At 75.5% G+C, this 26,989-nt stretch carries 20 protein-coding genes; 5 read left to right on the forward strand and 15 right to left on the reverse strand.

Annotated elements, in window-relative coordinates:
- Nucleotides 1–17: 17 nt before the first annotated feature.
- On the reverse strand, nucleotides 18–4,613 hold the full coding sequence (locus tag ACYQBY_RS07755; protein WP_459643280.1) for an AAA domain-containing protein: 4,596 nt from the start codon (nucleotides 4,611–4,613) through the stop codon (nucleotides 18–20).
- Between the two features lie 247 nt (nucleotides 4,614–4,860).
- Between ACYQBY_RS07755 and ACYQBY_RS07760 the strand changes: the two genes are divergently transcribed.
- Nucleotides 4,861–6,084, forward strand: a complete 1,224-nt coding sequence (locus ACYQBY_RS07760) for an ATP-binding protein (protein ID WP_459643281.1) — start codon at nucleotides 4,861–4,863, stop codon at nucleotides 6,082–6,084.
- Nucleotides 6,085–6,102: 18 nt separating this feature from the next.
- On the opposite strand, the gene ACYQBY_RS07765 is transcribed toward ACYQBY_RS07760, so the two are convergent.
- The 3 genes from ACYQBY_RS07765 to ACYQBY_RS07775 form a co-directional block, all read right to left on the reverse strand.
- Entirely contained in the window at nucleotides 6,103–6,993 is an 891-nt protein-coding gene (locus ACYQBY_RS07765; RefSeq protein WP_459643282.1) for an HNH endonuclease, read from the reverse strand.
- A gap of 41 nt (nucleotides 6,994–7,034) precedes the next feature.
- Complete coding sequence (locus tag ACYQBY_RS07770; RefSeq protein WP_459643283.1) at nucleotides 7,035–8,492, reverse strand: TerD family protein; 1,458 nt, start codon at nucleotides 8,490–8,492, stop codon at nucleotides 7,035–7,037.
- 227 nt (nucleotides 8,493–8,719) lie between these two features.
- Complete coding sequence (locus ACYQBY_RS07775; RefSeq protein ID WP_459643284.1) at nucleotides 8,720–9,748, reverse strand: LacI family DNA-binding transcriptional regulator; 1,029 nt, start codon at nucleotides 9,746–9,748, stop codon at nucleotides 8,720–8,722.
- Between the two features lie 211 nt (nucleotides 9,749–9,959).
- Here ACYQBY_RS07775 and ACYQBY_RS07780 point away from each other — a divergent pair, with 211 nt between their 5' ends.
- Nucleotides 9,960–10,751 (forward strand): phytanoyl-CoA dioxygenase family protein, encoded by a 792-nt coding sequence (locus ACYQBY_RS07780; RefSeq protein ID WP_459643350.1) that lies wholly within the window; start codon nucleotides 9,960–9,962, stop codon nucleotides 10,749–10,751.
- 115 nt (nucleotides 10,752–10,866) lie between these two features.
- On the opposite strand, the gene ACYQBY_RS07785 is transcribed toward ACYQBY_RS07780, so the two are convergent.
- The 8 genes from ACYQBY_RS07785 to ACYQBY_RS07820 all read right to left on the reverse strand — a co-directional run bounded on the left by ACYQBY_RS07785 (nucleotide 10,867) and on the right by ACYQBY_RS07820 (nucleotide 20,709).
- A complete protein-coding gene (locus ACYQBY_RS07785; RefSeq protein ID WP_459643285.1) occupies nucleotides 10,867–11,682 on the reverse strand; it encodes an alpha/beta fold hydrolase in 816 nt (271 codons plus the stop codon).
- Nucleotides 11,683–11,691: 9 nt separating this feature from the next.
- Nucleotides 11,692–12,525 carry an alpha/beta fold hydrolase gene (locus ACYQBY_RS07790; protein WP_459643286.1) on the reverse strand — a complete coding sequence of 278 codons (834 nt, stop codon included), beginning with the start codon at nucleotides 12,523–12,525 and terminating at the stop codon, nucleotides 11,692–11,694.
- 82 nt (nucleotides 12,526–12,607) lie between these two features.
- The gene (locus ACYQBY_RS07795; RefSeq protein ID WP_459643287.1) at nucleotides 12,608–15,355 is read right to left on the reverse strand and encodes a helix-turn-helix transcriptional regulator; all 2,748 of its coding nucleotides are present in this window, start codon (nucleotides 15,353–15,355) and stop codon (nucleotides 12,608–12,610) included.
- 190 nt (nucleotides 15,356–15,545) lie between these two features.
- Nucleotides 15,546–16,223: a response regulator gene (locus ACYQBY_RS07800; protein WP_459643288.1), complete on the reverse strand. Its 678-nt coding sequence runs from the start codon at nucleotides 16,221–16,223 to the stop codon at nucleotides 15,546–15,548.
- Nucleotides 16,220–17,692, reverse strand: coding sequence for a sensor histidine kinase (locus tag ACYQBY_RS07805; protein ID WP_459643289.1), 1,473 nt, complete (start codon nucleotides 17,690–17,692; stop codon nucleotides 16,220–16,222). The genes ACYQBY_RS07800 and ACYQBY_RS07805 overlap by 4 nt, the downstream gene beginning before the upstream one ends.
- A gap of 74 nt (nucleotides 17,693–17,766) precedes the next feature.
- Nucleotides 17,767–18,606, reverse strand: a complete 840-nt coding sequence (locus tag ACYQBY_RS07810) for an ABC transporter permease subunit (protein WP_459643290.1) — start codon at nucleotides 18,604–18,606, stop codon at nucleotides 17,767–17,769.
- Nucleotides 18,603–19,556 (reverse strand): ABC transporter ATP-binding protein, encoded by a 954-nt coding sequence (locus tag ACYQBY_RS07815; protein ID WP_459643291.1) that lies wholly within the window; start codon nucleotides 19,554–19,556, stop codon nucleotides 18,603–18,605. The genes ACYQBY_RS07810 and ACYQBY_RS07815 overlap by 4 nt, the downstream gene beginning before the upstream one ends.
- A gap of 169 nt (nucleotides 19,557–19,725) precedes the next feature.
- Nucleotides 19,726–20,709: an NAD(P)-dependent alcohol dehydrogenase gene (locus tag ACYQBY_RS07820; RefSeq protein WP_459643351.1), complete on the reverse strand. Its 984-nt coding sequence runs from the start codon at nucleotides 20,707–20,709 to the stop codon at nucleotides 19,726–19,728.
- 131 nt (nucleotides 20,710–20,840) lie between these two features.
- On the opposite strand from ACYQBY_RS07820, the gene ACYQBY_RS07825 reads away from it, so the two are divergent.
- Nucleotides 20,841–21,509, forward strand: a complete 669-nt coding sequence (locus ACYQBY_RS07825) for a TetR/AcrR family transcriptional regulator (protein ID WP_459643292.1) — start codon at nucleotides 20,841–20,843, stop codon at nucleotides 21,507–21,509.
- Between the two features lie 25 nt (nucleotides 21,510–21,534).
- Here ACYQBY_RS07825 and ACYQBY_RS07830 read toward each other — a convergent pair whose 3' ends face one another.
- Nucleotides 21,535–22,278, reverse strand: a complete 744-nt coding sequence (locus ACYQBY_RS07830) for an NUDIX hydrolase (protein WP_459643293.1) — start codon at nucleotides 22,276–22,278, stop codon at nucleotides 21,535–21,537.
- Nucleotides 22,279–22,420: 142 nt separating this feature from the next.
- Between ACYQBY_RS07830 and ACYQBY_RS07835 the strand changes: the two genes are divergently transcribed.
- Nucleotides 22,421–23,809, forward strand: coding sequence for an ADP-ribosylglycohydrolase family protein (locus tag ACYQBY_RS07835; protein WP_459643294.1), 1,389 nt, complete (start codon nucleotides 22,421–22,423; stop codon nucleotides 23,807–23,809).
- Between the two features lie 127 nt (nucleotides 23,810–23,936).
- Nucleotides 23,937–25,232, forward strand: coding sequence for an acetamidase/formamidase family protein (locus ACYQBY_RS07840; RefSeq protein ID WP_459643295.1), 1,296 nt, complete (start codon nucleotides 23,937–23,939; stop codon nucleotides 25,230–25,232).
- Between the two features lie 8 nt (nucleotides 25,233–25,240).
- On the opposite strand, the gene ACYQBY_RS07845 is transcribed toward ACYQBY_RS07840, so the two are convergent.
- On the reverse strand, nucleotides 25,241–25,390 hold the full coding sequence (locus tag ACYQBY_RS07845; RefSeq protein WP_459643296.1) for a hypothetical protein: 150 nt from the start codon (nucleotides 25,388–25,390) through the stop codon (nucleotides 25,241–25,243).
- A gap of 183 nt (nucleotides 25,391–25,573) precedes the next feature.
- Nucleotides 25,574–26,971, reverse strand: coding sequence for a TonB-dependent receptor (locus ACYQBY_RS07850; RefSeq protein ID WP_459643297.1), 1,398 nt, complete (start codon nucleotides 26,969–26,971; stop codon nucleotides 25,574–25,576).
- Between the last annotated feature and the right edge of the window lie 18 nt (nucleotides 26,972–26,989).

Here is a 26,989-nt window from a genome sequence, read left to right on the forward strand (position 1 = left end):
CGCGGTGAGTGTGGCGGTCAGCCGTCGTCCTCGCCCTCCTCGTCGTCCCCGAGCACCACGGGCGCCCACTCCCCCTCCGAGGCCGTCCCCGGGCCGGCCTGGGAGCCGGCCTGGGGGCCCACCGTGACCAGGCCCTCGTGCGGCCCGATGCCGCGCCGCTCCAGCACCTCCCACAATCCCGCCAGCGCCTGCTCGGGGTCGTAGGCGAACTCGCTGCCCCGCACCCGCCAGAACCGCCACCCGGCGCGCTTGAGCTCCTGCTCGCGCTGCAGGTCCGCCAGGCGCTGCTCCGGGGAGGAGTGCTGGTGGTCCCCGTCGCACTCCACCGCGAGGCGGCCCTTCGCGCCGGTGACGACGAGGTCGATGCGGCGGCCGTTCACCTCCACCTGCGGGGTGACCTGGTAGCCGCGCTCCCGCAGGCGCAGGTAGACGCGCTGCTCGAAGAGGGAGTCGAACGCGTCGTGGCGCTGGTCGGGCCCGACGTCCACCAGGTCCGCGGCGGCCCGGGGCGCGGGCGGGCTGCTGACGTACGCCAGCAGCGAGCGGCGCAGGTCCTTGGGGGAGAGCAGGTCCGCGGTCACCGAGGAGAACAGCCACATCTGGTCCTGGGCGCGGGAGGCGGCGACGTTGAACCGGCGCTGGTCCTCCTCCCGGGACAGCGCCTGGCGCTTCTCCGCGGCCACCATCGACAGGAACACCACGTGCCGCTCGTCGCCCTGGAAGTCCGGCGGGGTGCCGACCCGCAGCCTGCGCTGCTCGAACACGTCGGCGGCGATCCGCGCGCGCAGCTCGTCCTCCACCACCTCCACCTGCGCCTGGCCCTGCAGGACGACGACCCCGAAGGTGCGCCCGGAGTAGGCGGGGTCGGCGAGGCACGCGGCGACCTGCCCGGCGAGCGCGGCGGCCTCGGCGCGGTTGTGCAGGCGCGCGCCCGCGCCCTCGGTGACGGCGCCCGGCACGTGCGTCAGGCGCAGCGGCGGCAGCCGGTCGCTGCCGAACTGCCGCAGCGGCACCAGCGGGGAGTCCGCGTAGAACTGCCGGGAGGACCAGTCGATGATCTCCGGCATGCAGCGGAAGTGCTCCCGCAGCTTCACCACCGACCCGAACCTCGTGGCCAGCAGGCTGAACAGGCTGTCGCGGGGGGTCAGGGAGTTGCGCAGGTGCCGCGGCAGGTCCGGCAGGTAGCTGTCCAGCTTGTCGAAGATGGGCTGCAGCTGCCCGTGGCTGACCGCGGAGGGCGCGCACTGGCGGTCGTCGCCGACGACGATGACGCGCGGCGCCAGCCACAGCAGGAACAGCGACTCGATGCTCGCCTGGCTGGCCTCGTCGATGATGACGACGTCGAAGGAGTTCCGGTCCGGCGGGACGGTCTCCAGCACCTCCCCCAGCGGCATGATCCACGCGGGCACCGCACCGCGCGCCTCGCCCATCGCCTCCCGCGCACCGCGCGCGTAGTAGTGCACGTACCGGCCGGTGCCCTTGCCCATCGAGCGGGTGTTCTGCTGGTACGAGCGCAGCGCCTGCGACTGCTTCGCCGTCATCCGCGACAGGCACGCCTCCCACGCCTTCGCCGCGGCCAGGCGCGCCGTGAGGCCGCGCACGCTGCGCGTGGCCTCGTCGAGCTCGGAGTCCAGCTGCGCCTCCAGCCCCGGGGTGCGCTGCAGGTCGAAGAACGTGCGCGCCGCGGCCCACGCCCACGCCTCCTGCAGGTCCCCCAGCCGCTGCTGCCACACCGGGTCGGCGGCGGTGGCCTGCACGAGCTGCGCCAGGCCCGGGTGGGCGGCGTTCAGCTCCTGCCACAGCTCCTCGCTGCGGGCCTGCTGCTCCACGTCGACGCGGGCGGCGGCCAGCGCGGCGAACGCGGCGGCGTACGCGCCGGTGTCGCGGGCGCGGGCGGCGGCCAGCAGGTCGGCGCACTCGGGGGCGGCGCGGTCCACCCCGACGGTGCGCTTGAGCGCGGCGGCGGCGCGGTCCACGGCGCTGCGCGCGACCTGCGCCGCCCGCTGCGCGGCGAGGCCGTCGAGGCCGTCGAGGAGCGCGGCCCACTGCTCCCACGTCGTGAGGGACACCGCCGCCCCCGCACCGGACAGCTCCCGGCGGATGGCGCCCATCGCCTGCAGCAGCTCGTTCACGGACAGCAGGTCGCGGTAGGCGCCGACGAGCTGGGACACCCTGCGGGCCAGCGGGGCGTCGGCGGGCACGGCCAGGCCCACCTCCGCCCAGCGCCGGGCCAGTGCCGCGGCGGTCACCTCCACCTCCAGGCGGGCCAGCACCAGCGCCAGGAGTTCCTCGGTGCCCGGGGCCAGGCCGTCCACCGTCGCCCCGCTCAGCAGGGGCTCCGCCTGCCGCTGCACCGCGGGCTTCAGGACACCCTTGAGCCTGCCGCCCGCCCGCAGGTGCTCCAGCAGGGCGCGGCCGGCGTCGAGCTGGCCCTTCGGGCTGCCCGGGCCGGTCGCCTCGAACGCCGGCAGCTGCACCTCGCGCAGCCCCAGGGAGCGCAGGGTCCGCTCCGCGTCCTCCGCCTGCCCGCCGACGTCGGCGACCTGCCGCCACAGCAGCGCGTCCCGCCCCGCGAGGGCGTCGTCCAGGCACTGCTGGCGCCAGTCCGCCGGGCCCTCCCGCAGCGTGGACAACCCCGTCCGCACCCGCTCACCGTGCTCCCGGGCCCTCGCCAGGGACGCGTCGTCCAGGGGTTCGAGCCGCTCCACGAGGTCGGTGTGCACCGCCCGGGCCGCCTCCAGCGCCGCCCGCTCGGTCTCCACGAGGTCCGCGAACGCCTCCGGCGCCGGCAGCGCCTCCCCGGGCGGGATGAGCTGCGCGGTGCGGGCCCGCCGCTGCGGGGTCGAGGCCGCCAGCAGGCCCAGCAGCTCCCCCACCCGGGCGGGCGGCACCGGCAGCACCACCGGCGCGCCCGCCGGCAGCGGCGCGGGCATCCAGCCGAGCCGGTCCCGCCGCTCCCGCAGCCGCGCCGCGATCGCCCCCAGCGTGCCGGAGTACCCCGGCGCCACCTCCGGGTGCTCGTACGTCTCCGCCTCCCGCAGCGCCCGCACCCGCTCCGTCAGGGACGCCACCGCGGAGCGGGCCGCGGCGCGCTCCTGCGCCAGGGAGGTGATCTCCCGCTCGTAGCGCTCGGGGTCGAACGCCGAGTGCCGCTCCACCAGGGCGTTGATGCTGCGGGACAGCTCCGCCGACCCACCCCGGCCCTGGTCCGTCATCGACACGCACAGCTGCCGCACCTCCTCCGGCAGCTTGTCCCGCAGCACCGCCAGAGCCTGCGCCTTCTGGCTGGTCACCAGCACCCGCTGCCCCTCCGCCACCAGCGCCGAGACGAGGTTGGCGATGGTGTGGGTCTTGCCGGTGCCCGGCGGGCCCTGCACCACCACCCCCGTGTCCCGGCGCAGGCGCGTCATGATCCGCGCCTGCTCCGGGTTCGCCGGCAGCGGGAACAGCGGGTCCACCGCCAGGGTGGTGGTGCTGCCCTCCGCCCAGAGCCACTTCATCCGCTCCTCCGGCTCCAGCGCCCGCAGCAGCTGCGCCAGGCCCAGCGGGGCGGCCGCGTCGGTCCCCGACAGCGTCTCCAGCATCCGCTCGTAGTAGCCGATCAGGCTCGCCCGGCCCCGCGGGCGCAGCACCAGCGCGGGCGCGAACCGCAGCGACGGCGCGGCCCCGGCCTCCGCCTGCGGCTGCCAGTCCTTCTCGTAGCGCAGGCAGCTCGTCAGGGCCAGGGCGCGCCACTGCTCCAGCAGCTCGTGGTTCTCGTCCGCCAGCGGGCCCGCCTCCATCGCGCGCGCCGACACCCGCGCCGGCTCCGCGCGGGAGGCGTCGAAACCCTCCACGCCCGTCAGCAGGTCCCGGTCGTGCACCCGCAGGGCCGCGTTGTCCGCCACCGACAGCCGCAGCACACCCGTGCGCTCGTCCACCTCCACCGCGACGCGGGTGGACAGGACGTGGCTGCGGACGCGCGGGCCGTCCTGCGGCTGCCACGTGAGGAAACCCGTCGCCAGCACCAGCTCGAACTGGTCGTCCTGCTGGGACAGGTGCCGGTAGGCGGTGCTCAGGTCGTCGTACCAGCGCCGCGCCGGGGCCGTGCGCCGGTCCCGCTGCGCCCACGCCTCCCACTGCGCGCGCCAGAGCCCGTACGCCTCGCGCACCGCGGCCTCGCGGGGGTCGGCCTCGCGGGGGTCGGGCCCGGCGGGGCCGGCCGGGTGTGCGGGCCCGGCGGGGGTGGCGGCGGCCTGCCCGAGGACCGGCGGGGTCAGCAGGGCCGCGGGTGCCTCCGCGGGCGCGGGCGGCGCCACGGGCGGGGGCGTCAGCGCGGGCGGCGGGGTCCGGGAGTCGTCCAGCGGGCCGCCGACGCGCCCGAGCAGCACCTCCGGCAGCGCGGGCGGCGGCTCCGCGGGCACCGGGGCGAAAGAGGCCAGCAGCTCCCCCGCCTCCGCGGCGGTGTCCAGCGCGGCGCCCTCCGGCAGCCCCGCCAGCCACAGCACGTGCCGGTGCGAGCCCACGTCCAGCACCGGCTCGCGGCCCGCGCGCGCCAGGTCCCGCAGGAACTCCACCAGCCGCGCCGTCTGCCCCACCATCTCGCGGCTCAGCGCCGGCCCCGTCACCGTCATGGCACCTCCTTGCTCACGTCGAGTGTGCACGAAGTGACGCAGGGGAGTGGGGGTGTGGGGGCTGTGATCCCTTGGGACGGCGCCGGGCCAGGTGCCGACACGGCCCGGCCTGGTCGAAACCGCAGCTCGGGGCCGGTCGGAACCGCAGGATGGAAGCGGCTGGAACCGCAGCTCACAGGCGGTCGAAACCGCAGGACAGTAGGCTGCCGACGTGCTCCCACCCCACGTCCCCCGGCATGCGCTCACCGTGGCCCAGGCACGCGTCCGCGAGGAACCGGTCATCCTGCTGGAGGGGCCCCGCTCGGTCGGCAAGTCCACGATGCTGCGGGAACTCGCCTCGACGCTCGGCGCGGACGTGCTCGACCTCGACGACCTCGCAACCCGTGACGCCGTCGCGCGTGACCCGGCGCTGTTCATGGCCGGGCCCGCGCCCGTCTGCGTGGACGAGTACCAACGGGCACCACTCCTGCTGGACGCCATCAAGGCCGAACTGAACCGCGACGGTCGCCCGGGACGCTTCATCCTCGCCGGATCCACCCGCTTCGAGGCTCTACCCGAAGCAGCGCAGTCCCTCACCGGACGGCTGCACCGCCTGACCGTCAGACCCCTGACCCAGTGCGAACTGACGGAGAACCGCGTCCCCTTCCTGACACGTCTGTTCGCCACCCCGGACGAGGTGGTGGACAACGCACCCTCCACGACCACCCGCGAGGAGTACATCGAACGCGTCACCAGCGGCGGCTTCCCCCTCGCCCTGGCCCGGGACGCCACCGCCGCACGCAACCGCTGGTTCGACGACTACGTCCGCCTCACCCTCGAACGTGACGTCCGCGAGCTCAGCAAGGTGCGGCAGGCCGCGGCTCTCCCCCGCCTCCTGGAGCGCCTCGCGAGCCAGACCGCCCAGGTGCTCAACACGACGGCAGCCGCCACCGACGCCGGTCTCGACGACCGCACCGCGGACGGCTACCTCCGGTTGCTCGAAGCAGTGTTCCTCGTGCAGCGACTGCCGGCGTGGGGCCGCACCGTCTCGTCCCGCACCCGGCAGCGCCCGAAGCTCCACGTCATCGACCCTGGGGTGGCGGCCCGGCTCCTGCGTCTCGCACCGGAGAAGCTCGCCCACCGCAGCCCCGCGGCCCTGGCACAGTTCGGGCACCTGCTGGAGACGTTCGTCGTGCAGGAACTCCTGAGCCAGGCGTCGTGGACGGACGACCTCACCGACGCAGGGCACTGGCGCACGCGCGACGGGACCGAGGTCGACCTGGTCGTCGAGCGGGACGACGGCGCCGTCGTGGCGATCGAGGTCAAGGCCGGCACCCGTGTCCCTGGCCCAGACCTCGGCGGCTTGCGCAAGCTGCGCGACGCCCTGGGCGAGCAGTTCCTCGCCGGGGTCGCGCTGTACCTCGGCGAGCGGGCCTACACCTACGAGGACCGCCTGCACGTGATGCCCGTGGACCGCCTCTGGCGGGGGTGACGCGCGCGCGGGTTCTCGTCAGGACACCGCCCCGAATCGCTCGAAGCGCCAGGCCAGCCGCTCACGATCCGGACGGTCGGCCTTGCGGACCGGAACGTCCAGGCGCCGCCCGTGCATCTCCTGCAGACCGTGCCGCAGCATCGGCCCGTCGACCTCCTCCAGGAGGTCGCTGTCGATGCGCACCTCGTAGTCCGGGGAGATGCCCAGGAAGCCGCGGTCGAAGGCACGGTGGTGCAAGGAGCAGAGGCTCAGGCCGTTGCTCACGACGGGCTGCCCCAGGGCGGCGTCCTTGTCGTCGACGATGTGGGCGGCGTCGACCAGCTCCCCGTGGGCGAGCCGGCAGATGGCGCAACGGGTGGAGTAGGCCCGGATCACCCGGCCGCGGAACTCCGGCTGGTGCAGACGCTGCTTGGTGATGCGCTCGGCGTACCGCCGCTCATCCGGTGTCGGGTGCAGCGGGTCACGCAGGAAGCGCAACGACTCGTCGAGGGCGATGACGAACTGCCGGGCGGCGGTGTCGTCCTCGATGACGTAGACGGGGAAGACGGGGACGAACACGCCGGCGGCGATCTTGCGGAGGAGGATGAGCGGGAGCTCCAGCTCCATGGCCCGGCGCAGCTTGAGGTTCTGCCCGTCGGTCGACCCGGCACGGTAGTCGTACCGGAACAGTCCGCCGTCGATGTCCTCGTCCTCGTAGGGACCGTCGGGCGACGAGACGATGCTCAGCGTTCCGGCGAGGTCACGCGGGTTCCAGATGCCGGCTGACTGGTCGACCAGGCGACGGCGTTCTCCGTTGCCCAGGTCGAAGTCGGAGAGCTCTGCCCGGCTGACCACACCTCCGTTGGTGGAGGTGGTGCGCGCCAGACGCGTCATGACGTGCTGGCGCAGCGCGAGCTCGTCGGGAACCACCTGCGATGTCTACCACCCCGCACCGTCCGTGGGCGGCGTGTTCACCCCACCCCGAACCCCCGCGCCAGCTCCGCCAGCCCCGCCGCGTCCCCCCGCCCCACCACGCGGAACCGCCACCGCGCGCCGTGGCGGTGCAGGGACGCGAGCACGAGGCTGCGGTCGGCGGGACCGGCGTCGAGGACGGCGACGGCCACGGCGGTGCCGGCCGGGGTGCGCAGGACCACCTCGACGGGACCGACGTCGCCGAAGGTGCGGGTGGGCAGGGCCGCGGCGACGAGCAGTTTGTCGGTGCCGGGTGGCAGGGCGTCCAGCTCGACGTCGGCGACGGCCTCACCGGGGGTGGTGAGCTGCAGGGAGACGCTGCCGTCAGCCGTGGCGGGGGCGCCGTGGAAGGCGAGGTCGTCGGTGGCGTGGGTGCGCTCGGCGGCGTCCGTGCGGAACACCACGACGTCCACCGCGTCCGCGCCGTGCGCCCAGGTCACGTCGAGGGACCAGCGGCGCACCCCGGGTGGCAGGTCGAGAACACCACCGCGGGGCAGGCAGAGGGGCAGCGGCGGGAGCTCACCGCCTCCCGGCTCCGGCGCGCCCGGGCGACGCCAGGTCCTGGGGTCGAGCAGGGGCAGGGCGCGGGCCCGCACGCGCGGCCAGCGGCGGTCCAGCTCGGCGCCGTCGAGGGCGACGACGTCGGTGACGCCCAGCGTGAGGCGGACCGCGGCGGCCCCGCCGCGGGCGACGACGTCCTCGCGGACGTCCGCGGCGCGCTCGTGGGGCCCGCCGAGGACGAGGACGCGGCGGCCGGTGAGGGGCTGCGCCGCGCGGGCGGCGGGGAGCCCGGCGGTGAGCGGGCCGGGGGGCGCGGCCGGCGGGGTTGGGCGCCACGGGTTCCCGCGCGGTGCGGCGGGCTCGGAGCAGGGCGTCAGGGGCAGTTCCACGCCGAGGGAGTCCGCGGCGCGCAGGGAGTGCCGCAGCAGCTCCACGAGGACGCGGGTGTCGTCGGCGGCGTCGTGGGGCCTGCGCTGCTCGACCCCCCAGTGCGCGGCCAGGGTGGCGAGCTTCAGGTCCGGCACCGGCAGGCCGAGGCGCTTGGCGAGCGCACGCGTGCACAGGCGGTGCTCCACGTCCGGGACGTGCGGGGTGCGGCGGAACTCCGCGGCGAGGAACGACCAGTCGAACCGGGCGTTGTGGGCGACGAAGACCCTGCCGGCGAGGAGTTCCGCGAGGCGGGGCGCGACGTCCGCGAACACCGGCGCGCCGCGCAGCCGCTCGGCGGTGATGCCGTGGATGTCGACGGGCCCGGGGTCGCAGCGCGGGTCGACGAGGGTGGACCACTCGTGCTCGACGGTGCCGTCCGCGGCGAGGAGCGTCACGGCGACCTGCAGGACGCGGCTCACCTCCGGCTCCAGGCCGGTGGTCTCCACGTCCACCACGGCGTACGCGTGGGGGTAGCGCTCCGCGGCCGTCGCCGGGAGGACCGCGCCGGGGACGACGTCGGTGCTCACGCCTCCCCCTCGGGCACCTGCCCGGTGGGGTCCTGGGCCTGGTCCTCGGGGTGCGTCTCGTGCGCGGTCGTCATGGGGGCTCCTTCGGCGGTCCGGGCGCGCGTGCCCGGTGGAGGGGAAGACCGCCCGGGGGTCGCCGGGGCCCCGAGCGGTCCGACCACTGTGGACGCCGGGTACGACACGACTCCCCCGACCGGCTCCCCCGCACCGCGCGACACCGCGCCGCCTCAGCCCTCCCGCCCGCGCCCCGCGGTGCTCTCCCGCACCACCAGCCGGTGCCCGACGACGACGGTGCGCGGTGGCGTGGTGTCGCCGGGACCGGCATCGATGCGCTCGGCGAGGCAGCGGGCGGACTCGCGGGCGACGGCCTGCTTGTCCGGGGAGATCGTCGTCAGCGACGGGGTCGCGTAGCGGCCGTCCTCGATGTCGTCGAACCCGGCGACGGCGAGGTCCCCGGGAACGCGGAGGCCGTGGTCGAGGGCGGCGCGCAGCGCCCCGAGGGCGAGCTGGTCGGTGGCGCAGAACAGGGCGTCGACGCGGGTGCCGCGGGCGAGGAGCCGGCGCACGGCCGCGGCGCCGTCGGCGCGGTGCAGGGCGTCGACGGGGAGTTCGAGGTCGGGGTCGGGTTCCACACCGGCAGCGGCGAGGGCGCGGCGGTAGCCGGTCAGGCGGAGCTGCGCGGTGTCGTCCCCGACGCGGGAGCGCGCCCCGACGGCGGCGATGCGGCGCCGACCGAGGGCGAGCAGGTGGGCGGTGGCCTCGGTGGCGGCGGCGACGTTGTCGACGACGACGTGGTCGGCGACGCCCTCGCCGCCGCGCTCGCCGAGGAGGACGAGGGGGGCGGTGTCGTCGCGACGGGACAGCTCGTCGCGGCCGAGCGCCCAGGGGCTGAAGACCACACCGTCGACGAGCTGGGCCCGCATGCCGTCCAGGAGGCGCCGCTCGCGGTCGGGGTCGCCGCCGGTCTGCTCGATGAGCAGGGTCCAGCCCCGCTCCTCGGCGGCGGAGGCGAGCAGGGCGGCGAGCTCGGCGAAGTACGGGGAGTCGACCTCGGGGACGACGAGGGCGACCAGGCCGGAGCGGCTGCGGCGCAGGCTGCGGGCGGCGGCGTTGGGGCGGTAGCGCAGCTCGCGCAGCGCGGCCTCGACCCTGGCGCGGGTGCCGGGGGCGACGGGGACGGAGCCGTTGACGACGTTGGACACCGTCCGCGGGGAGACGCCCGCCCGTGCGGCGACGTCCCGCATGCTCGGTCCCACGTGGCTCCCCTCCCCGGTGTCCGGCCCATCGTGCCAGGGCCGGGAACGAACCGGGGCGGGCCGTTGCCACGTGGCATTGCCACGTGGCAACGTGGTCTGGGACAGGTTCCGCGACCGGCCCGACGCCGAGGAGATCCCCGTGACGCTGACCGTGACCCGCACCCCCGGCGCACCGCCCGTCCCGCCGGGCGCGGACGAGGAGACCCGGCAGATCGTCGAGGGCCTCTACGGCGACGGCGTCATCGCGCGAAAGGGCGCCTTCTCCCGGGAGTGGGCCGCGCTGATGGGCGAGGACATCGAGACCGCCTTCGCCGAGGCCCGTGGCCGCGAGGGCGGCGCGGTCGGCCGCGGCCCGAACCGCTGGTACGTCGAGATCCACCCCGAGCAGCTGCGCGGGTTCGTCGAGCTCGTCGACCACCCGTGGGTCCGCACGGTGAGCGAGGCGGTCCTCGGCCCCGACTACCAGATCGTCGAGGTCGGTTTCGACATCCCCTTCGCCGGCGCGGTGAACCAGCCCTGGCACCGCGACTTCCCCATGCCGGAGGAGACCCGCACGCAGGGCCGCCTGACGTCCCTCGCGTTCAACCTCACCGCGGTCGACACCGAGGAGGACATGGGCCCCTTCGAGATCGCCCCCGGAACCCAGTGGGACTTCTCCGAGGAGTTCGACCACGGCATGTTCCCGCCGAAGTCGATGTACGGCCGCTATGAGGAGCGCGCGGTGCGGAAGTACCCGAAGATGGGGGACATCTCCGCGCGCTCCGCGCTGACCATCCACCGGGGCACGCAGAACCGCTCGCAGATGGCGCGGCCCGTGCTCGTCCTCGGCGTGGACGCCCCCGGCGCCGGCAACGCCGAGCACCACGACCTGGCCGTCACCCACGGGTACTTCGAGAAGCTCCCGCAGCGGGTGCGCGACCACCTCGCCTGCCCGGTCGTGGACGAGCTCACCCCCATCACGCAGAAGCACACCATCGAGGGTCTGGTGATGGGCGAGGCGTGACGGGGCCGCCCACCGGTCGTGCACGCGGCGCGTGGTGGAGGCCGTGCCCCGCCCCGCTGACGACCGGTGCAGGTCGCCGCAGCGGGCGGCCTGCACCGGTCGTCGGGGCCGGGGGTCAGCGCGCGGCGCGCACGACCAGGTCGACGACCGCGTCGGGACGCGAGACCGCCACGGCGTGGGAGGCGCCCCGGACGGTCACGGTGGCGCGTGGGCCGGCGCGGTCGGCCATGAACTGCTGCGACCGCAGGGGGATGTTCTTGTCGGCGCCGGCCAGCAGGAACCAGGACGGGACGTCCGCCCAGGCGGGCTCGCCGGACGCCTCGCCCAGCGCGGCGTCCCGGACGGGTCGCTGGGTGCTGGCCATGAGGGCGGCCTGGTGTGCCGGGACGTCGGCCGCGAACTGCTGCCGGAAGAGCGAGGGCTCGATGTACAGGTCGCTCGAGCCGTCGGGCAGCGGGACCGGTGCCAGCGTCGCGCCCAGCGTGCTGCCGGGGTGCTTCGCGGCGAGCTGTGCCGCGGCCTCGCCCTGGTCGGGGGCGAAGGCGGCGACGTAGACCAGCGCCTTCACCTTCGGGGAGCGTGCCTCCACGTTGGTGATGACGGCACCGCCGTAGGAGTGGCCGACGAGCACCACGGGCCCGTCGATGGTGGCGAGACGCGCGTCGAGGGCGTCGGCGTCGGCGCGGACCCCGCGCAGGGGGTTGGCGACCGCGACGGTCGTGAAACCGCGCCGCTGCAGCCGCTCGAGAACGGGGTTCCAGCTGGAGCCGTCCGCGAACGCGCCGTGGACGAGGACGACGGTGGGTTTCCGCCCGGCCGGATGGGCCGTCGCCGGGTCCGGCGCGGCGAGCAGGGTGAGCCCGGCGGCGGCGACGAGAGCGAGCAGCAGGGCGGTCGCGCGTGCGGGGACGCGGTGCGTGAGGGTGTGCACGTGCGGCGCTCAGTCCTGGAGGAAGGCGATCAGGGCGGCGTTGACCTCGTCCGCGTGGGTGAGCAGCAGGCCGTGCGGGGCACCGTCGATCTCGACGTAGCGCGCGGCGGGCAGGCGGCGGCGGAACTCCCGCGCGGTGGCGTCGATCGGCAGGATGCGGTCGGCGGTGCCGTGCAGGATCAGCGAGGGGACGTCGATGCGCTCCACGTCGGCCCGGAAGTCCGTCAGCCACGCCGGGACGCACGCGTACGCCGCGACGGGCGCGGAGCCGATGGCGGTGACCCAGTTCGCCCGCAGCGCGGCCTCGCTGAGCCGGGACCCGAGCGTCTCGTCGGTGTTGAAGAAGTCGACGAAGAAGTTCTCGAACCAGGCGTGGCGGTCCGCCTCCGCCGCCTTCGCGATGCCGTCGAAGACGCTCTGCGGCACACCGGTCGGGTTGTCCTCGGTCTGCAGGAGGAACGGCTGCAGCGCACCGAGGAACGCCGCCTTCGCCACCCGCCCGGAACCGTAGGTCCCGAGGTAGCGGGCGACCTCGCCGGAGCCCATCGAGAAACCGACGAGGACGACGTCGCGCAGGTCGAGCTGCGTCAGGACGGTGTCGAGGTCCGCGGCGAAGGTGTCGTAGTCGTAGCCCGTCACGGTCTTGCTGGAGCGGCCGAAACCCCGGCGGTCGTAGGTGATGACCCGGTAGCCGGCCCCGACCAGCGCGGCGGTCTGCTTCTCCCACGACTGCCCGTCCAGCGGGTAGCCGTGGATGAGCACGACCGGCTGGCCGGAGCCGTGGTCCTCGTAGTAGAGCTCGATGCCGGTCGAGTTCTCGGTGCCGACGGTGATGGTCCCCATGGTGTGTGCCTCTCCGCCCGTCCGCCGTGTGCGGACCGGGCACGGCACGAACGTAGGGAGCCGGGAGATCCGGCCGCGTCCGTCAGGTGACGTACCCGGCGTACGTCGGCGTGCCGCCCAGCACCTGCGCGAGCTCGCCGCGGGAGGTCACCCCCAGCTTGGGGAACATGCGCTGCAGGTGGGTGCTCACGGTACGTGGCGAGACGTACAGCCGCTCGCCGATCTCCCGGTTGCTCAGCCCCTGCGCCGCGAGCCGGGCGACGTGCAGCTCGGTCGAGGTCAGCCGGTCGGCGGCGGCCGGGTCCCGGCGGGGGGAGGACGCGCCCGCGGCACGCAGCTCCTGCCGTGCCCGCTCCGCCCACGCCTGTGCACCGAGGGCGTCGAACACCTCGCGCGCCGCCTGCAGCACGACGCGGGACTCCGCGGGCCGCCTGGTGCGCCGCAGCCACTCCCCCAGCGCGAGCTGCACCCGGGCCCGCTCGAACGGCCCGTCCGCGGGGGCGGCGTCGAGGGCCGCCCGGTAGAGCGGCTCGGCGGCGTCCTGGGGGCTGAGCAGGGCGCGGGCCAGGCGCAGCCCGCGGAGCAGGGCGGGGGAGGGGGTGAGCTCCTCGAACCCGCTCAGCTCCGCCACGATTCGGCGTGCCGCCTCCGCGGCCCCGCTGCGCACGGCGGCCTCGGCGAGTTCGGAGATCGCGTAGAAGCGGAGCCAGGGGTGGAAGGCGGGGTCGGCCGGGTCGAAGACGCGGTGCAGGTGCCCGAAGGCGTCGCCGTAGCGCCCCTGGCAGAGGGCGTCCTGCCCGCGGGCCAGCTGCACGACGGTCAGCACGGGGCGCACGCCGCCGGGGAGGGCCACGCGTTCGGCCTCCGCCGCCCACACCTCCACCTCCGGGTCGCCGCGCAGGGCGGCCAGCTGCGCACGGGCGGCGTGCACCGTCGCGTGCACGAGGGGGAGGCCGACCTCGCGGTTCAGGTCGGCGGCCTCCTCGGCGGCCAGCTGACCCGCGCGCACGTTCCCCAGCAGTGCTGCGCCCACGGCCTGGACGCAGAGGGCGCCGGCCAGCATCGCGAGCCGGCCCTGGGCCCGCACGGGTGCCAGCGACCTGGCCGTGATCCGCAACGCCAGGGCGGGGGCGCCCATCGTCAGCGCGGCGTGACCCAGGTAGTTGTCCCACTCGGCGTCCTCCGACGGGCGCTCCAGCTGCCGCTCGAGGGACTCCAGCGCGGCCCGGCCGTTCTCGACCGTCGCGCAGTACGCGCGCAGGGCGACGCTGAGGGGGAGGTCGGCGTCCGCGGGCACGCGGTCGACGGCGGCGGCGACGTGCTGCTGCGTGGCCTGCCCCGGGTCCCCGAAGTAGCAGTGCAGGACCGCGCCCCACAGGATGCGCAGCCCCAGGAGGGGTTCGGTGGTGGCGATCTCGACGGCCAGCTCGGCCAGCTCCTCGGTCGCGCTCCTCTCGCCCCGCGTCCACTCGCCTGCCGAGACGATGCCCATCCAGGTCGCCCGGCCCCGGTCCCGGACGGAGAGCTCCAGCGTGCCGGCCCGGGCCAGCAGCTCCGCGACGACGTCCAGCCGGCCCGCCTCCAGCGCGAGCTCCGCCGCGCGGAGCAGCCGGTCCGCGCGCGCGGCCGGGTCCTCCGTCAGTTCCGCCGAGCGCCGCAGGGCGGCCATGGCCGCGGCGACACCGCCGCGCCGCAGGGCCCGGCCGGCGGTGGATTCCAGGTCCCCGGCCGCCTGCTCGTCGGGGCCGGAGGTCGCGGCGGCGCGGTGCCAGGCCTGCCGGTCGGGCTGGCCCTGCAGCACGGCGGCGAGGGCGGCGTGGGCGGCCTGCCGCTCGGCGGCGGTCGCGGCGTGGTGCACCGCCGAGCGCACGAGGGGGTGCCGGAAGGCGGTCCCCCCGGCCTCCACCAGGCCGGCGCCGACCGCGGGCCCGAGGGACCCGACGTCGACCGCCGTCCCGAGGAGGCCGGAGGCCGCGGCCAGGCACTCGTGCACCGTCCCGTCACCGTTGAGGGCCGCGAGCAGCAGGACCGTCCGGGTCTCGACCGGGAGGCGCGAGACCCGTGCCGAGAAGGTGCGCTCCAGGCGCTCGGTCAGCGGCAGCGGACCCGGGCTGAGGGCGTACGCCCCACCGACCGAGCGCAGCGCGACGGGCAGCTCGGTCAGCGCCAGCGGGTTCCCGGCCGCCTCCTCCAGCAGCCGCCGCCTGACCTGCTGCCCCAGGCCGGGGGCCACCGCGTCCAGCAGCTCACCGGACACCTCCTCCGTCAGCGGCTCCACGTCCAGCACGGGCAGCCCGGCGCCCCCGAGCCGGTCGTCCGTGCCCCGGGTGACGGCGACGAGGACGAGGGGGTCGGACTCGATCCGCCGCGCGACGAAACCGAGCACGTCGAGGCTGGTGCGGTCCATCCAGTGGGCGTCCTCGACGACCACCAGCAGCGGGGCCTGCGCCGCCGCGTCGGACAGCAGGGTCAGCGCGGCCAGCCCGACGAGGTGGACGTCGGGGACGGCCTCGTCGCTGAGCCCGACGGCTGCGCGCAGCGCGGCACGCTGCGGCCCCGGCAGGTCCTCGATCCCGCGCCGCAGCTGGTGGACGAGCTGGTGCAGCCCGGCGCAGGGGACGTCCTCCTCCGACTCCACCCCCACGGCCGTGACCACCCGGACCCCGCTGGACGCGGCCGCCGCCGCCGCCTCGGCCACCAGCGACGACTTGCCGATGCCGGGCGCGCCCCGGACGACCAGCGCACCACCCGAACCCGCGGCTGCCTGCTCGACCAGGGCGGCCAGCGCCCGGCGCTCCGTCTCACGCCCCAGCAGCGGCCGTCGTCGCATGCCTCGCTCCGTCTCTCCGTGCGGCTCCCGCTGCCCGCGGGACGCCGCGTCCTCGCGTCACCGGGCGACCCCGCCCACGGCTCCCGTCAGCCGGCCGGCAGGCCGGGCCCGGGACGCCACCCGCACGATGGCACGCCCACCGCCCCGCGGGGGGCGGTCGCCCGGATCGTGGGAGGTGGATCCGCGGTGCTCAGCCGCGCGTGGGGCGCACGAGGCCCGTCTCGTACGCGAGGATGACGGCCTGTACGCGGTCGCGTACGCCGAGTTTGGCCAGCACGCGCGCGACGTGAGTCTTCACGGTGGCCCCGGACAGGAAGAGGTGTGCGGCGATCTCCGTGTTGGAGCGGCCGTCGGCCATGCAGCGCAGCACCTCGACCTCGCGCGGTGTCAGCTCCGCCAGCCGGGGGTGCACGGCGTCCGGCTCGGGCGCCTGACCGGTCTCGGGGAAACGGTCGGCGAACAGCTGCAGCATGCGCCGGGTGATGCGCGGGGAGACGACGGCCTCGCCCGAGGCCACCGTGCGCACCGCGGCGACGAGGTCGGCCGGTGCGGCGTCCTTGAGCAGGAAACCGCTGGCGCCGGCGCGCAGCGCGGCGAAGGCGTACTCGTCCAGGTCGAACGTGGTCAGGATGAGCACCCGTGTCGCGGCGTGGGTCTCGACGAGGCGACGGGTGGCGTCGATGCCGTTCACGCCCGGCATGCGCACGTCCATCAGGACCACGTCCGGGTGCAGCGCGCCGGCCTGCTCCAGCGCGGCGCGCCCGTCGCCGGCCTCCCCCACCACCTCGATGTCGCCGGCGCTCTCGAGCACCAGCCGGAAACCCACGCGGATCAGCGCGTGGTCGTCGACCAGCAGGACCCTGATCACGCCGTCGCCCCGTCCCGGGGCAGCAGGGCGCGCACCCGCCAGCCCGGTCCGTGGCGACCGGCCTCGAGGGTGCCGCCGAAGACCGCGGCGCGCTCGCGCATGCCCACCAGCCCCCGGCCGGAGCCCGCGCCCGCGCCCGTACCCGCGTCGGCGCCGGCGTCGGTGACGACGACCTCCACGTGCCCGGGCTCCTGGTGCACGGACACCTCCACCGACTCGGTCCCCGGCGCGTGGCGCAACGTGTTCGTGAGCGATTCCTGCACGATGCGGTACACGGCCAGCCCCAGGTTCGCGTCCAGGCCCTGCAGTTCCTGCGGGTGCAGCCCGCGGGATCGCACCGGCAACCCGGCGCGGCAGAACCGCTCGACCAGCGCGACGAGGTCCGTGCTGCCCGGTTGGGGTTGCATCGGCACCCCGGGCGGATCGCCGGGAACCCCGGGCGCGCCGTCACCGGCGGGGAGCGGTCCACCTCCGGGAGGGACCGGTGCGCCGACGGGCGCCGGAGCCCCGTCGTCCTCGTGCAGCACACCCAGGACGCGGCGCATGTCGCCCAGCGCCGAGCGCCCGGTCGCCACGAGGTCCTCCAGCGCGGCGCGGGAGCGCTCGGGCGAGCGGTCGAGCGCGGCCGATGCGCCGTGACCGAGCGCGACCATGACCGAGAGGCTGTGCGCGACGACGTCGTGCATCTCGCGGGCGATGCGCGCCCGCTCGCCCGCCTGCGCCAGGAGCATCCGCTGCTCCTGCTCCTGAGCGAGGGCGTTGGCGACGTCCAGCAGGACCGCGACGTGCAGTCGCCGGTTGCGCACGCTCGTGCCGATCGCGACCGCGAGCAGGGCGAGCACGAGGACGGGCACGGCGGTCTGCGCCCACACGACGCTCTGGAAGAAGAACCCGTCGCGCGCCCGCTGCGCGACGGCGTCGAGCCCGCCGGCCTGCGCCGGGTCGGCGCCGAGCACGAGCGCGCTCACCGTCGCCGGCAGCGGCAGGAGCCGCGCCGCCACCAGGAGCGCCGAGACCGCCGCGGCGCCCGTCGCCCACGTCACGGCCGGTCGCCGCGAGGCGGCGACGGCGTACAGCGCGAACGCGAGCCCGACCTCGAAACCCGACGGCGCCCCCGTGGTGGCCAGCGCCAGGACGCCGAGCCCGCCCACGAGCGCCGCCACGGGCACGGGGTGCCGGCGCCGGCGGGTCAGCGCCAGCGCACCGACCGCGGTGAGCGCCAGCGAGGCCCACTGCATCCGCAGGACCTGCTCGGCGCCCAGGTGGGTGCTGAGCCCGTACATCGAGTCCGCGCCGACCCCGGTGAGCAGCGCCCACCCGGTGAACGCCAGCACCACGAGGACGTCGGAGGCGACGGGGAACCGTTCGAAGAACCGCCGCAGGGGACCCAGCTGCCGGGTGGAGGACTCGGTGAACCTCGGACCGGGGGCCAGTGCCGGAGGGGTGGCCGGGACCGGTGTCCCGCTCACGGCACGTCCTCCGGCACCGGTCCATCGTCCCACCTCCACCGCGCCCGCCGTCGTCGCGGTCCGCGGCACCGCGCTCAGGCGTCCCGCCGGCGCACGAGCACGCCGGCCACGAGGAGCACCGCCACGACCCACGCGAGCATGACGGCGAACCCTCCCCACGGGGACAGGGCGCCGCTGCTGGAGGTGGTCAGCACCGAGCCGACGGCCTCGGAGTGCAGCAACCTGCTGCCGGCGGTGACGGGCAGGTGCGCGGCGAACGTCTGGAGCGGGGTCCACGGGATGAGGGAGAGCAGGTTCTCCACCACCAGCAGCAGCCCGAGCACGAGCGCCACCCCGGCGGCGGAGTTGCGCACGATGGTGCCGATGCCGAACGCCAGGGCGCTGGCGGCGGCGAGGTAGAGCGGCGCACCGAGGACGATCCGCGCGTCCTCGGCCCGCAGCAGGTCGATCGACATGCCGGTCTCGTCGAACCAGGGCGCGCTGGCGGCCCAGGCCAGCGCGACGGCGACGGCCGAGGCGGCGAACACGACGAGGACGGTGACCAGCAGTTTGGCGGCCAGTGCGGGCAGCCGGGTGGGGGCGGCCGCGAAGGTCGAGCGGATCTGGCCCGTCCCGTACTCCCCCGTGATGCCCAGGACGGCGAGCGTGCAGAACGCGAGCTGGGTGAGCGCCACGCCGGAGGTGACGTACACCGCGCCGACCAGTCCCGCGGTGCCCACCGCCTCGGGCACCTGCGCGATGCTGAACACCCGCGAGACCGCGAACAGCGGGATGAAGAGGACGCCGAGGGCGAGCACCCACCAGCTCGAGCGCAACGAGCGGAGTTTGATCCACTCCGCGGTCACGAGCCGCCTGGTGGTGCTGGGGTGCACGGCCACGCGCTGGGCCGGGTGTGCGGTGGCGGTGGTGGTCATCGGGGGGCTCCCTCGGTGGTCCGGGCAGGTGCGGCGCTCTGGTGGGCGGGCGAGCGGTACTCGACCTCGGTGGCGGTCAGCTGCAGGTAGGCGTCCTCCAGCGAGCTGTGCACGGGGGCGAGCTCGTGCAGCGCCAGGCCGGCCGCCGCGGCGGTGGCGGCGATCCGCGGCGCGTCGCTGCCGGTGACCTCGAGCACGTCGTGACCGACCTGCACGACCCCGGTGCCCGCCCGGCGGTGCAGGAGCGCGCTCAGGCGCGCGGGCTCGGGTGTCCGCACCCGCACGGTCGTCGACTGCGCCCGCGCGACGATCTCGCCGACGGACGCGTCGGCGATCACCCGGCCGCGCCCCACGACGACGAGGTGGTCCGCCGTGAGGGCCATCTCGCTCATCAGGTGCGAGGAGAGGAAGACCGTGCGGCCCTGCGCGGCGAGAGCGCGCAGCAGGGTGCGCACCCACAGCACGCCCTCGGGGTCCAGGCCGTTGACCGGCTCGTCGAGGATCAGGGTGTGCGGGTCCCCCAGCAGCGCCGCGGCGATGCCGAGGCGCTGGCCCATGCCCAGGGAGAACGTGCCCACCCGCTTGTGCGCCACGGATGCCAGACCCGCCAACTCGACCACCTCCAGCACGCGGCGCCTGCCGATGCCGTGCGTGGCGGCCTGGGCGAGCAGGTGCTCGCGGGCGGAGCGCCCGGGGTGCACGGCCTTCGCCTCCAGCAGCGCGCCGACCTCCCCCAGCGGGGCGCGGTGCTGCGCGTACGGTTTGCCGTTGACGGTCACGGTGCCGGCGCTCGGCCGGTCCAGACCCATGATCATCCGCATCGTCGTGGACTTCCCGGCGCCGTTGGGCCCGAGGAACCCGGTCACCCTGCCGGGGCGGACGGTGAACGAGACGTCGTCGACGGCTGTCCTGTCGCCGTACCGCTTGGTCAGGCCGGTGGCCTGGATCATCGCTTCCTCCTGCGTTCGGTGCGTGCCTCGAACGTAGGAGCCGGTGCGGTGCACCGGGACGCCCGCGAGGACCACGTCCGTCCCGGCCCGGGTCGCCCACGAGGACGACCGGCGTCATCCCCGCGTGGTCCCGGGCAGGACCGCGGAGCACCGCCCAGCCGGACACCGCCTAGCCGGACACCGGCCGGACGGAGAGGACGAGCTTGCCGCGCACGGAACCCGCGACCAGCAGCCCGAGGGCCTCGCGTGCCGACTCCAGCGGCAGGACCCGGTCCACCGCCGGGACCACCTCCCCGGAGTCGAGCATCCCGGTGAGCACGGCGAGGTCGGCGGAGTTCTCCGTGCTCACGAACGTGCCGAGCCTGTGCCGCACGAACGGCGAGAGCAGCGTCGCGCCGAGCTGGCGCTGGATGCCGCCGAGCACCCGGCCGCCGTTCTCGCCGCCGACGATCACGAGGGTCCCGCTGCGGGTGAGCGCCCTGCGCAGGCGGGGGACGGGGGTGTTGCCGCCGATGTCGAGGACGACGTCGTAGCGGCCGCGCGGCAGTTCGTCCCTGGTGTGGTCGAGGACGGTGCGGGCGCCGAGCGAGCGGACGAGGTCGAGCTTCGCCGTGCTCGCGACGCCGGTGACGACGGCGCCGTACGCCCGGGCGATCTGCACGGCGAACGTGCCGACCCCGCCGGAGGCGCCGATCACCAGGACCTGCTGCCCCGGCCGCACGCGGCCGTGGTCGCGCACCGCCTGCAGCGCCGTCTGCGCCGACACGGGCACGGCGGCGGCCTGCTCGAAACCCAGCGTCGCGGGCTTGGGCGAGAGCCTGCCCTCGGCGGCCCGGGCGTACTCGGCGAAGGTGCCGTGGCCGGTGCCGTACACCTCGTCGCCGACGCCGAAGCGCGTGACGCCCTCGCCGACGGCCTCGACGACACCGGCGAGGTCGAGGCCGACGACGGGGTTCCTCGGCGCCCGCACGCCGAAACCGGCCAGCCGCAGCGGGTACGGCAGTCCGGTCACGAGGTGCCACACGCCCCGGTCGACACCGGCGGCACGCACCTGCACGAGCACCTCGCCGGGGCCGGCCCGGGGTCGCTCGACCTGCCGGACGTGCAGGACGTCGGCTGCCGCGCCGTAGCGCTCCCGCACCGCCGCGCGCATCACCCCCGCCGCGGCCCGCGGTGTTCCGGTGTGCTGCTGGGTCGTCACGAGGTACCTCCCGAGAACAGGCTTACGGTGTAACCCTGTTGTACGCTTACGCCGTAAGCCCGTCAAGCGCCGGGAGGACGAGGGTGGCGACGCGAGACGAGAAGGGCGCCCGCCCGCGGCTGAACCGCGAGCGGGTGCTGCAGGCGGGCCTCGCCCTGGCGGACGAGTCCGGCCTGGAGGCGCTGTCCATGCGCAGGCTCGGCGAGCGGCTCGGCGTGGAGGCGATGTCGCTCTACAAGCACGTCGCCAACAAGGACGACCTGCTCGACGGGATGGTCGACGCCGTGTTCGCCGAGATCGGCCTCCCCGCCGGCGGGCACGACTGGCGGGCCGTGCTGCGCCGCCGGGCCGTCTCCGCGCGCACGGTCCTGCGGCGCCACCCGTGGGCCGTCCCGCTGATGGACTCACGGGCGAACCCGGGGCCGAGCACGCTCCGGCACCTCGACGCGCTGATCGGGCTCCTGCGCGCAGCGGGTTTCCCGGTCGCGCTCACGGCGCACGCGCTGTCGGTCGTCGACGCCTACGTCTACGGCTTCGCGATGCAGGAGAAGGCGCTGCCCTTCGACGCCGGGGAGCACGGCGCCGGGGTGGCGCAGGAGATCCTCGCGGCGGTGCCCGCCGACGAGTTCCCGCACCTGGTGGAGTTCGCCCGCGAGCACGTGCTCGCACCCGGCTACGACTACGGCCGGGAGTTCGAGTGGGGGCTCGACCTGGTGCTCGACGGGCTGGACCGCGCGCGCCGCGGGCGCTGACGCCCCCGGCGGGAGGCGCCGGGGGCTACCGCCCGGCGCCGCGACGGAACAGCCGCGCGGGTTTCCCGACGGTCCCGCTGGTCAGCTCCCCCGTCGCCCGCAGCAGGGGTTCGACGCGCCTGCGGAAGGTGTCCCGCGGCAGCCCTCCACCGGCCACGGCCTCGTGGAGGAGCTGGAGGTCCCGCAGGGTGAACGGCTCGGACAGCAGGTGGCCGGGGTCCGGCCGCTCGGCGTAGCGCCGCCTGGCCCGCCCGACGCCGAGCTCGACGATCTGCGCGTGGTCGAACGGCAGCGGCCCGACCTCGCCGAGCGGCGCGAGCCGCACGTCGTCGTGACCGTCGAGGTGGGCGACGCGCTCCCACGGCACGAGGTCGAGGTGGGCGACGGACAGCACCCAGCCGCGGTCGTCCCGGCCGGGGTCGTCGAACACGTGGAGCTGGCGCGGTCGCAGCCCCTCGACGTGCGCCTTGTCGCGCAGGGAGCGCAGCACCGCGGCGGCGAGCGTCTCGCCCTCGTGCAGGAACGTGCCGGGCAGGGACCACTCGCCGAAGCGGGGGTCGCGGGGCCGCACGAGCAGGACGTGCAGGCCGGCGCCCTGGACGCCCCCGCCACCCCTCGCGCCGGGGGGCGGGACGGCCAGGACGACGGTGTCCACCGCGACGGAGGGCCGCACGTACGCCTGGAGGTCCTGCCCGCGCGCGGGCAGGACCTCCCCGCTCGCGGGGGAGAGGTCCTCGGAGGCGGGCCGCTTGCGCCGGACGGGGGGCATCCGCCCATGTTGTCGCATCCTTGCGCTAACTTCTACCTGGCGCACCCACGCGCGAACGACGGGGGGAACCACGACCGCCACCACCACCGTCCCGCGGGTGGGGGCACTCCCCCGCGCCAACCCGACGACGGAGGAGAAGAGCATGGACAGGCAGCACAGGGTCTCCGGCGCGCTCATCGGCGCCGCGGTCGGCGACGCGCTCGGCGCACCGTTCGAGTTCGGCCCGCCCCACTGGTTCAGCGACAGGTTCCCCGCCCCCGCCCGCGGGGTGTCCACGGAGATGTGCGGCGGCGGGCAGCTCGGCTGGGAACCCGGGGAGTTCACCGACGACACCCAGATGGCGCTGCTGCTCGCGCAGTCGCTGGTGGAACACGACGGCCTCGACGAGGCGGACGTGTTCGCCCGCTTCCACCGCTGGGCCGAGGCGAACCCCCCGGACATCGGCGTGCAGACCCGGGCCGTCCTGGGTTCCGGGCTGCCCTGGGACCGCGCCGCGGCCGAGCACTTCCGCACCGGCGGGCGCGCCGCCGGCAACGGCTCCCTCATGCGGACCACCCCCGCCGCGATCCGGTTCGCCCGCGCGGGACGGGAGGCCACGATGGACGCGGCCCGGCGGATCTCCGCGCTCACCCACGGCGACCCCGCCGCCGGCGAGGGCTGCGCGATCTTCCACGAGGTGCTGCGCGCCCTCCTCGACGGCGACGACGTCGACGCGGCGCTGGCCGGCGCGCTGCTGGAGGTTCCCGGGGAGTTCCGGCCGAAGTGGGCGGCGGTCTGCTCCGCCGCCTGGCACCCGGAGGACGCCACCGAACCCAACGGGGCCGTGTGGCCCACCCTCGGCTCCGCGCTGTGGGCGCTGCGGAACTCCACCACCTACGAGGAGGCGCTGCGCCTCGCCGTCGACCTCGGCGGGGACACCGACACCGTCGCCTGTGTCACCGGCGCCCTCGCCGGGGCCCGCGCCGGCATCACCGGCATCCCCGCCCGCTGGACCTCCGTCCTGCACGGCACCGTGCCCGGCACCGACGGGCGGGTGTGGGAACTACCCGACCTGCACGTCCTCGCCCGCCGGCTCGACGGGGACCGGCGCGCCCGCCCGTACGAGCCGGTGCCCTCCGCCGACCTCGACGCGGCCGAGATCTCCCCCGGCGTCTGGGCCGCCGACCTCGACGGCGCGCGCCGCAGCGACCGCGACTTCGCGGTGGTGTCGCTGTGCCGCACCGGAGGCCGGTTCGGCCACGACGTCCAGCGGCTCGCGTACCTGACGGACGACGACACGAACACCGAGCTGGAGACCGTCCTGGACGACGTCCTCGACGACATGGCCGCGCTGCGCGCCGACGGCCGGCGGGTCCTCGTGCACTGCTGGGGCGGGGCGTCCCGCACCGGCCTGGTGCTGCGGGCCTGGCTCATGCGGACGGAGGGCCTGAGCGCGCAGGAGGCGACGGAGCGGGTGGGGCAGGCCTGGCCGCACCTGGGGTTGTGGAACGCCAGCTTCACGGCGGCGCTGGAGGCGCGGGACGGGTGGTGACGTCCAGCCGGCGGGCTGAGCGGCAACGTTCCCGAAACCCGTCGCAACGCCCGCGTCACGCGGCTCTGGTCAGCTCCTCCCCCGGCCACCGCACCAGCGGCCGGTCCCGTGGACCGAGGAGCGCGCCATGCACCAGCACGACCACCCCGCACCCCGCCCGTCCGCCGCGGTGGACGGTGGGTCCGCCGCCGGCGTCCTGGCGCAGGGCATCGGCCGGCGCCGCCTGCTCGCCGCGGCCGCGGGTCTGAGCGCCGCCGGTGCCGCGGTGGCCGGTGCGCAACCGGCGGCGGCCGGGTCCGGGCCGCGGGTCCTGCAGTGCCACCAGGGCGCCAGGCGCGGTACCTACGTGCCGGTGGACGCCGGGCGGGTGCTGTGGGGCCGGCTGCCCAACCGCGACACCGAACCGGTCGCCGTCGTCGGCTCCGGCGCCACCGTCACGGTCGACACCCTCTCCCACGAGGGGATCCTGGAGGACCAGGGCAAGGACCCGGTGGAGTACTTCACCGGGCACGGCGTCGCACGGGGTGACGTGCTCGACGACGCCGTGCAGGTCGCGGCGCGCACCCCGCACGACGGCCCGGGCCCGCACGTCGTCACCGGGCCGATCGCCGTGCGCGGCGCGCAGCCGGGGGACGTGCTGAAGGTGGAGGTGCTGGGCCTGGACCTGCGGGTCCCCTACGGCGTCATCTCCAACCGGCACGGCAAGGGCGCGCTGCCCGCGGAGTACCCGGGCGCGTGGAAGGGCGTCCCCGGGCTGGAGGAGTACTTCAACGAGGGCGGCAACGTGAGCGTCTTCACCCCGGTGCAGAAGCGGGGCGGAGGGCTGGTCGGTGCGCTGCCCGGGCCGGTGCGGGCGGCGTTCCCGCTGGCACCGTTCCTGGGGATGATGGGCGTGGCCCGCGACACCAGCGCGCTGGTGGACTCGGTCCCACCCACGGACGCGGGCGGGAACATCGACATCAACGACCTCGGGGTCGGTTCCACCCTGTACCTGCCGGTGCGGGTCCCCGGGGCGAAGTTCTTCGCCGGCGACCCGCACATGGCGCAGGGCGACGGCGAGGTCGCGCTGACCGCGATGGAGGGTTCGCTGCGCGCCACGTTCCGCCTGTCGGTGGTGCGCCCGGGTGCGGGGGCGCCGGCCCAGACGGCGACCTACCCGTTCGCGGAGACGGCGCGGCACTGGATCCCGATCGGCCTCAGCGACCCGGACGGCCCCGAGGGCGGCGTCAACGGCACGGACCTCGACGAGGCGATGCGCACGGCGGTGCGGCACGCGATGGCGTTCCTCACCGAGGACCTGGGCATGGAGGGGCCGGTGGCGTACGCGTACCTCAGCGCCGCCGCGGACTTCCAGGTCTCCCAGGTGGTGGACCGCACCACGGGCGTGCACGGGCTGATCCGCAAGGCGGACTTCGGGCGCTGAGCCCTCCGTCAGCCGGCCGCGGGGCCGTCGAGGAGGTCGTCCGCCTCGGCGGCCTCCTCGGCGCTCGCCACCTCCGCGGCGGGCTGGTCGACGCCGGGCCGGAACGCCGAGGACGGCTCGTCGTCGGGCTCGGCCGGGGGCAGGGGCTCCTGGGACACGGGTCCTCCTCGGTGCGGGACGGGGTCGCGGGCGTGGGCGCCCGGCCCGGGGACGTCGCTCGCGTCGCGGGGACGTCCGGTCGCGCGACACCGGCACGTCGCGCGCACGACGTCCCCGCCGAGAGGGGGCACCCGCGCGCACGACGTCCCCGCCGAGAGGGGGCACCCGCGGGCCGGGCCGCCCTAGCGCTTGTACCCGAAGAACGCCCGCTTGACGATCATCGCGGCGACCTCGACGGGCACCATCGACTCCCAGGTGTCGTCACCGCTCGCGATCCGCCGCAGGACGTCGCGGCTGAAGATGGGCAGGTACTCCTCGCGGAAGTTGTCGAGGTGCACGAAACTGCCGCGCCGCGCCATGAAGTCGTACAGCGGCTGCAGGTCGGGCCCGACCTCCACGTCGTCCACGGTCAGGACGGTGCCGTGCGGGCTCTGCATGGGGTACACGAACAGCTTCAGGTCGTTCTTGAACAGCCGGCCGAAGCTCTCCAGGATGCCGCCCTGCATGTGGGCGTGGTTCTCCTCGCGGAAGAGGTCCAGCAGGCTGGGCACGCCCATGACGATGCCGATGCGCTCGCTGGTGCGCTGCGCGATGTACGCGGCCAGGCGGTTGTAGTCGGCGTAGTTGGAGATCAGCACGGGGATCCCGCAGGCGCCGAGGAGGTCGGCCCGGGCGAGGAAGTCGCGCCGGTCCACCTTGTCGCTGTCGGCCATGAGGTTGCGCATGGTGAGCTCGGCGAGGGTGAGGACGGGCTTGCCCTGCACGGCGGGGTCCTGCGCGAACTTCTCGCAGGCGCTCTCCAGCATGTCGATGTTGACGACGGTGGGCGGGCGGAAGCTGCCGCGCTCGACGAGGACGGCGTGCTTGCGCAGGGCCTCGCTGGGCTGGAGGACCTCCCCGTCGGAGCCGAACATCGCGACACCGGACAGGCCGAGCTGCACGAGCTGCAGCGCCATGATGCGGTTGTCGACGCTGCGGAACTCGATGCCGCGGAACTGGACGAGGTCGATCTCGATGCGGCCCGTGGACAGCCTGTCCAGGAGGGCGGCGAGGATCTGGTCGGGCTCGTGCCGCTGGAAGAAGGCCGCGTGCAGGAGGTTGACCCCGACGATGCCGAGGGCCTCCTGCTGCTGGGCGGCGGACTCGTCGAGCATCCGGACGTGGATGACGATCTGGCTGGGCTCGTCGTGCGGGTGGGCCTGGAAGCGGACGCCCATCCAGCCGTGGCACTCGTTGCCGCCCTTGTAGCTGCGGGCGACGACGGTGTCGGCGAAGGCGAAGAAGCAGGTGTCGTCGCCGCGGCTGTCGGACAGGCGCTCGATGTTGAGGGACAGCTCGTGCTCGAGCATCGCCTGCAGGCGCCCGCGGGAGACGTACCGGTCGGACTTGCCGTAGACGGCGTCGCTGACGGCCATGTCGTAGGCGGACATGGACTTCGCGACGGTCCCGGCGGCACCTCCGGCGCGGAAGAACCAGCGCGCGACCTCCTGCCCGGCGCCGATCTCGGCGATGGTGCCGTACCAGCGGGGGTCGAGGTTGATGCGCAGGGCCTTCTGCAGGGTGTCGGCGGCGATCTCCATCGGGGTCCCGTCCTCTCG

The sequence above is a fragment of the Kineococcus anabasis genome, assembly GCF_054590795.1.

What these genes read in the sequence shown, in the direction of transcription:
- ACYQBY_RS07820 (WP_459643351.1), bottom strand. Translation starts at nt 20,709, where the DNA reads ATGCGCGCGGCGGTGCGGGAGCGCTACGGCGCGGCAGCCGACGTCCTG.
- ACYQBY_RS07850 (WP_459643297.1), bottom strand. Translation starts at nt 26,971, where the DNA reads ATGGAGATCGCCGCCGACACCCTGCAGAAGGCCCTGCGCATCAACCTC.
- ACYQBY_RS07830 (WP_459643293.1), bottom strand. Translation starts at nt 22,278, where the DNA reads ATGCCCCCCGTCCGGCGCAAGCGGCCCGCCTCCGAGGACCTCTCCCCC.
- ACYQBY_RS07795 (WP_459643287.1), bottom strand. Translation starts at nt 15,355, where the DNA reads ATGCGACGACGGCCGCTGCTGGGGCGTGAGACGGAGCGCCGGGCGCTG.
- ACYQBY_RS07755 (WP_459643280.1), bottom strand. Translation starts at nt 4,613, where the DNA reads ATGACGGTGACGGGGCCGGCGCTGAGCCGCGAGATGGTGGGGCAGACG.
- ACYQBY_RS07835 (WP_459643294.1), top strand. Translation starts at nt 22,421, where the DNA reads ATGGACAGGCAGCACAGGGTCTCCGGCGCGCTCATCGGCGCCGCGGTC.
- ACYQBY_RS07815 (WP_459643291.1), bottom strand. Translation starts at nt 19,556, where the DNA reads ATGATCCAGGCCACCGGCCTGACCAAGCGGTACGGCGACAGGACAGCC.
- ACYQBY_RS07840 (WP_459643295.1), top strand. Translation starts at nt 23,937, where the DNA reads ATGCACCAGCACGACCACCCCGCACCCCGCCCGTCCGCCGCGGTGGAC.
- ACYQBY_RS07790 (WP_459643286.1), bottom strand. Translation starts at nt 12,525, where the DNA reads ATGGGGACCATCACCGTCGGCACCGAGAACTCGACCGGCATCGAGCTC.
- ACYQBY_RS07810 (WP_459643290.1), bottom strand. Translation starts at nt 18,606, where the DNA reads ATGACCACCACCGCCACCGCACACCCGGCCCAGCGCGTGGCCGTGCAC.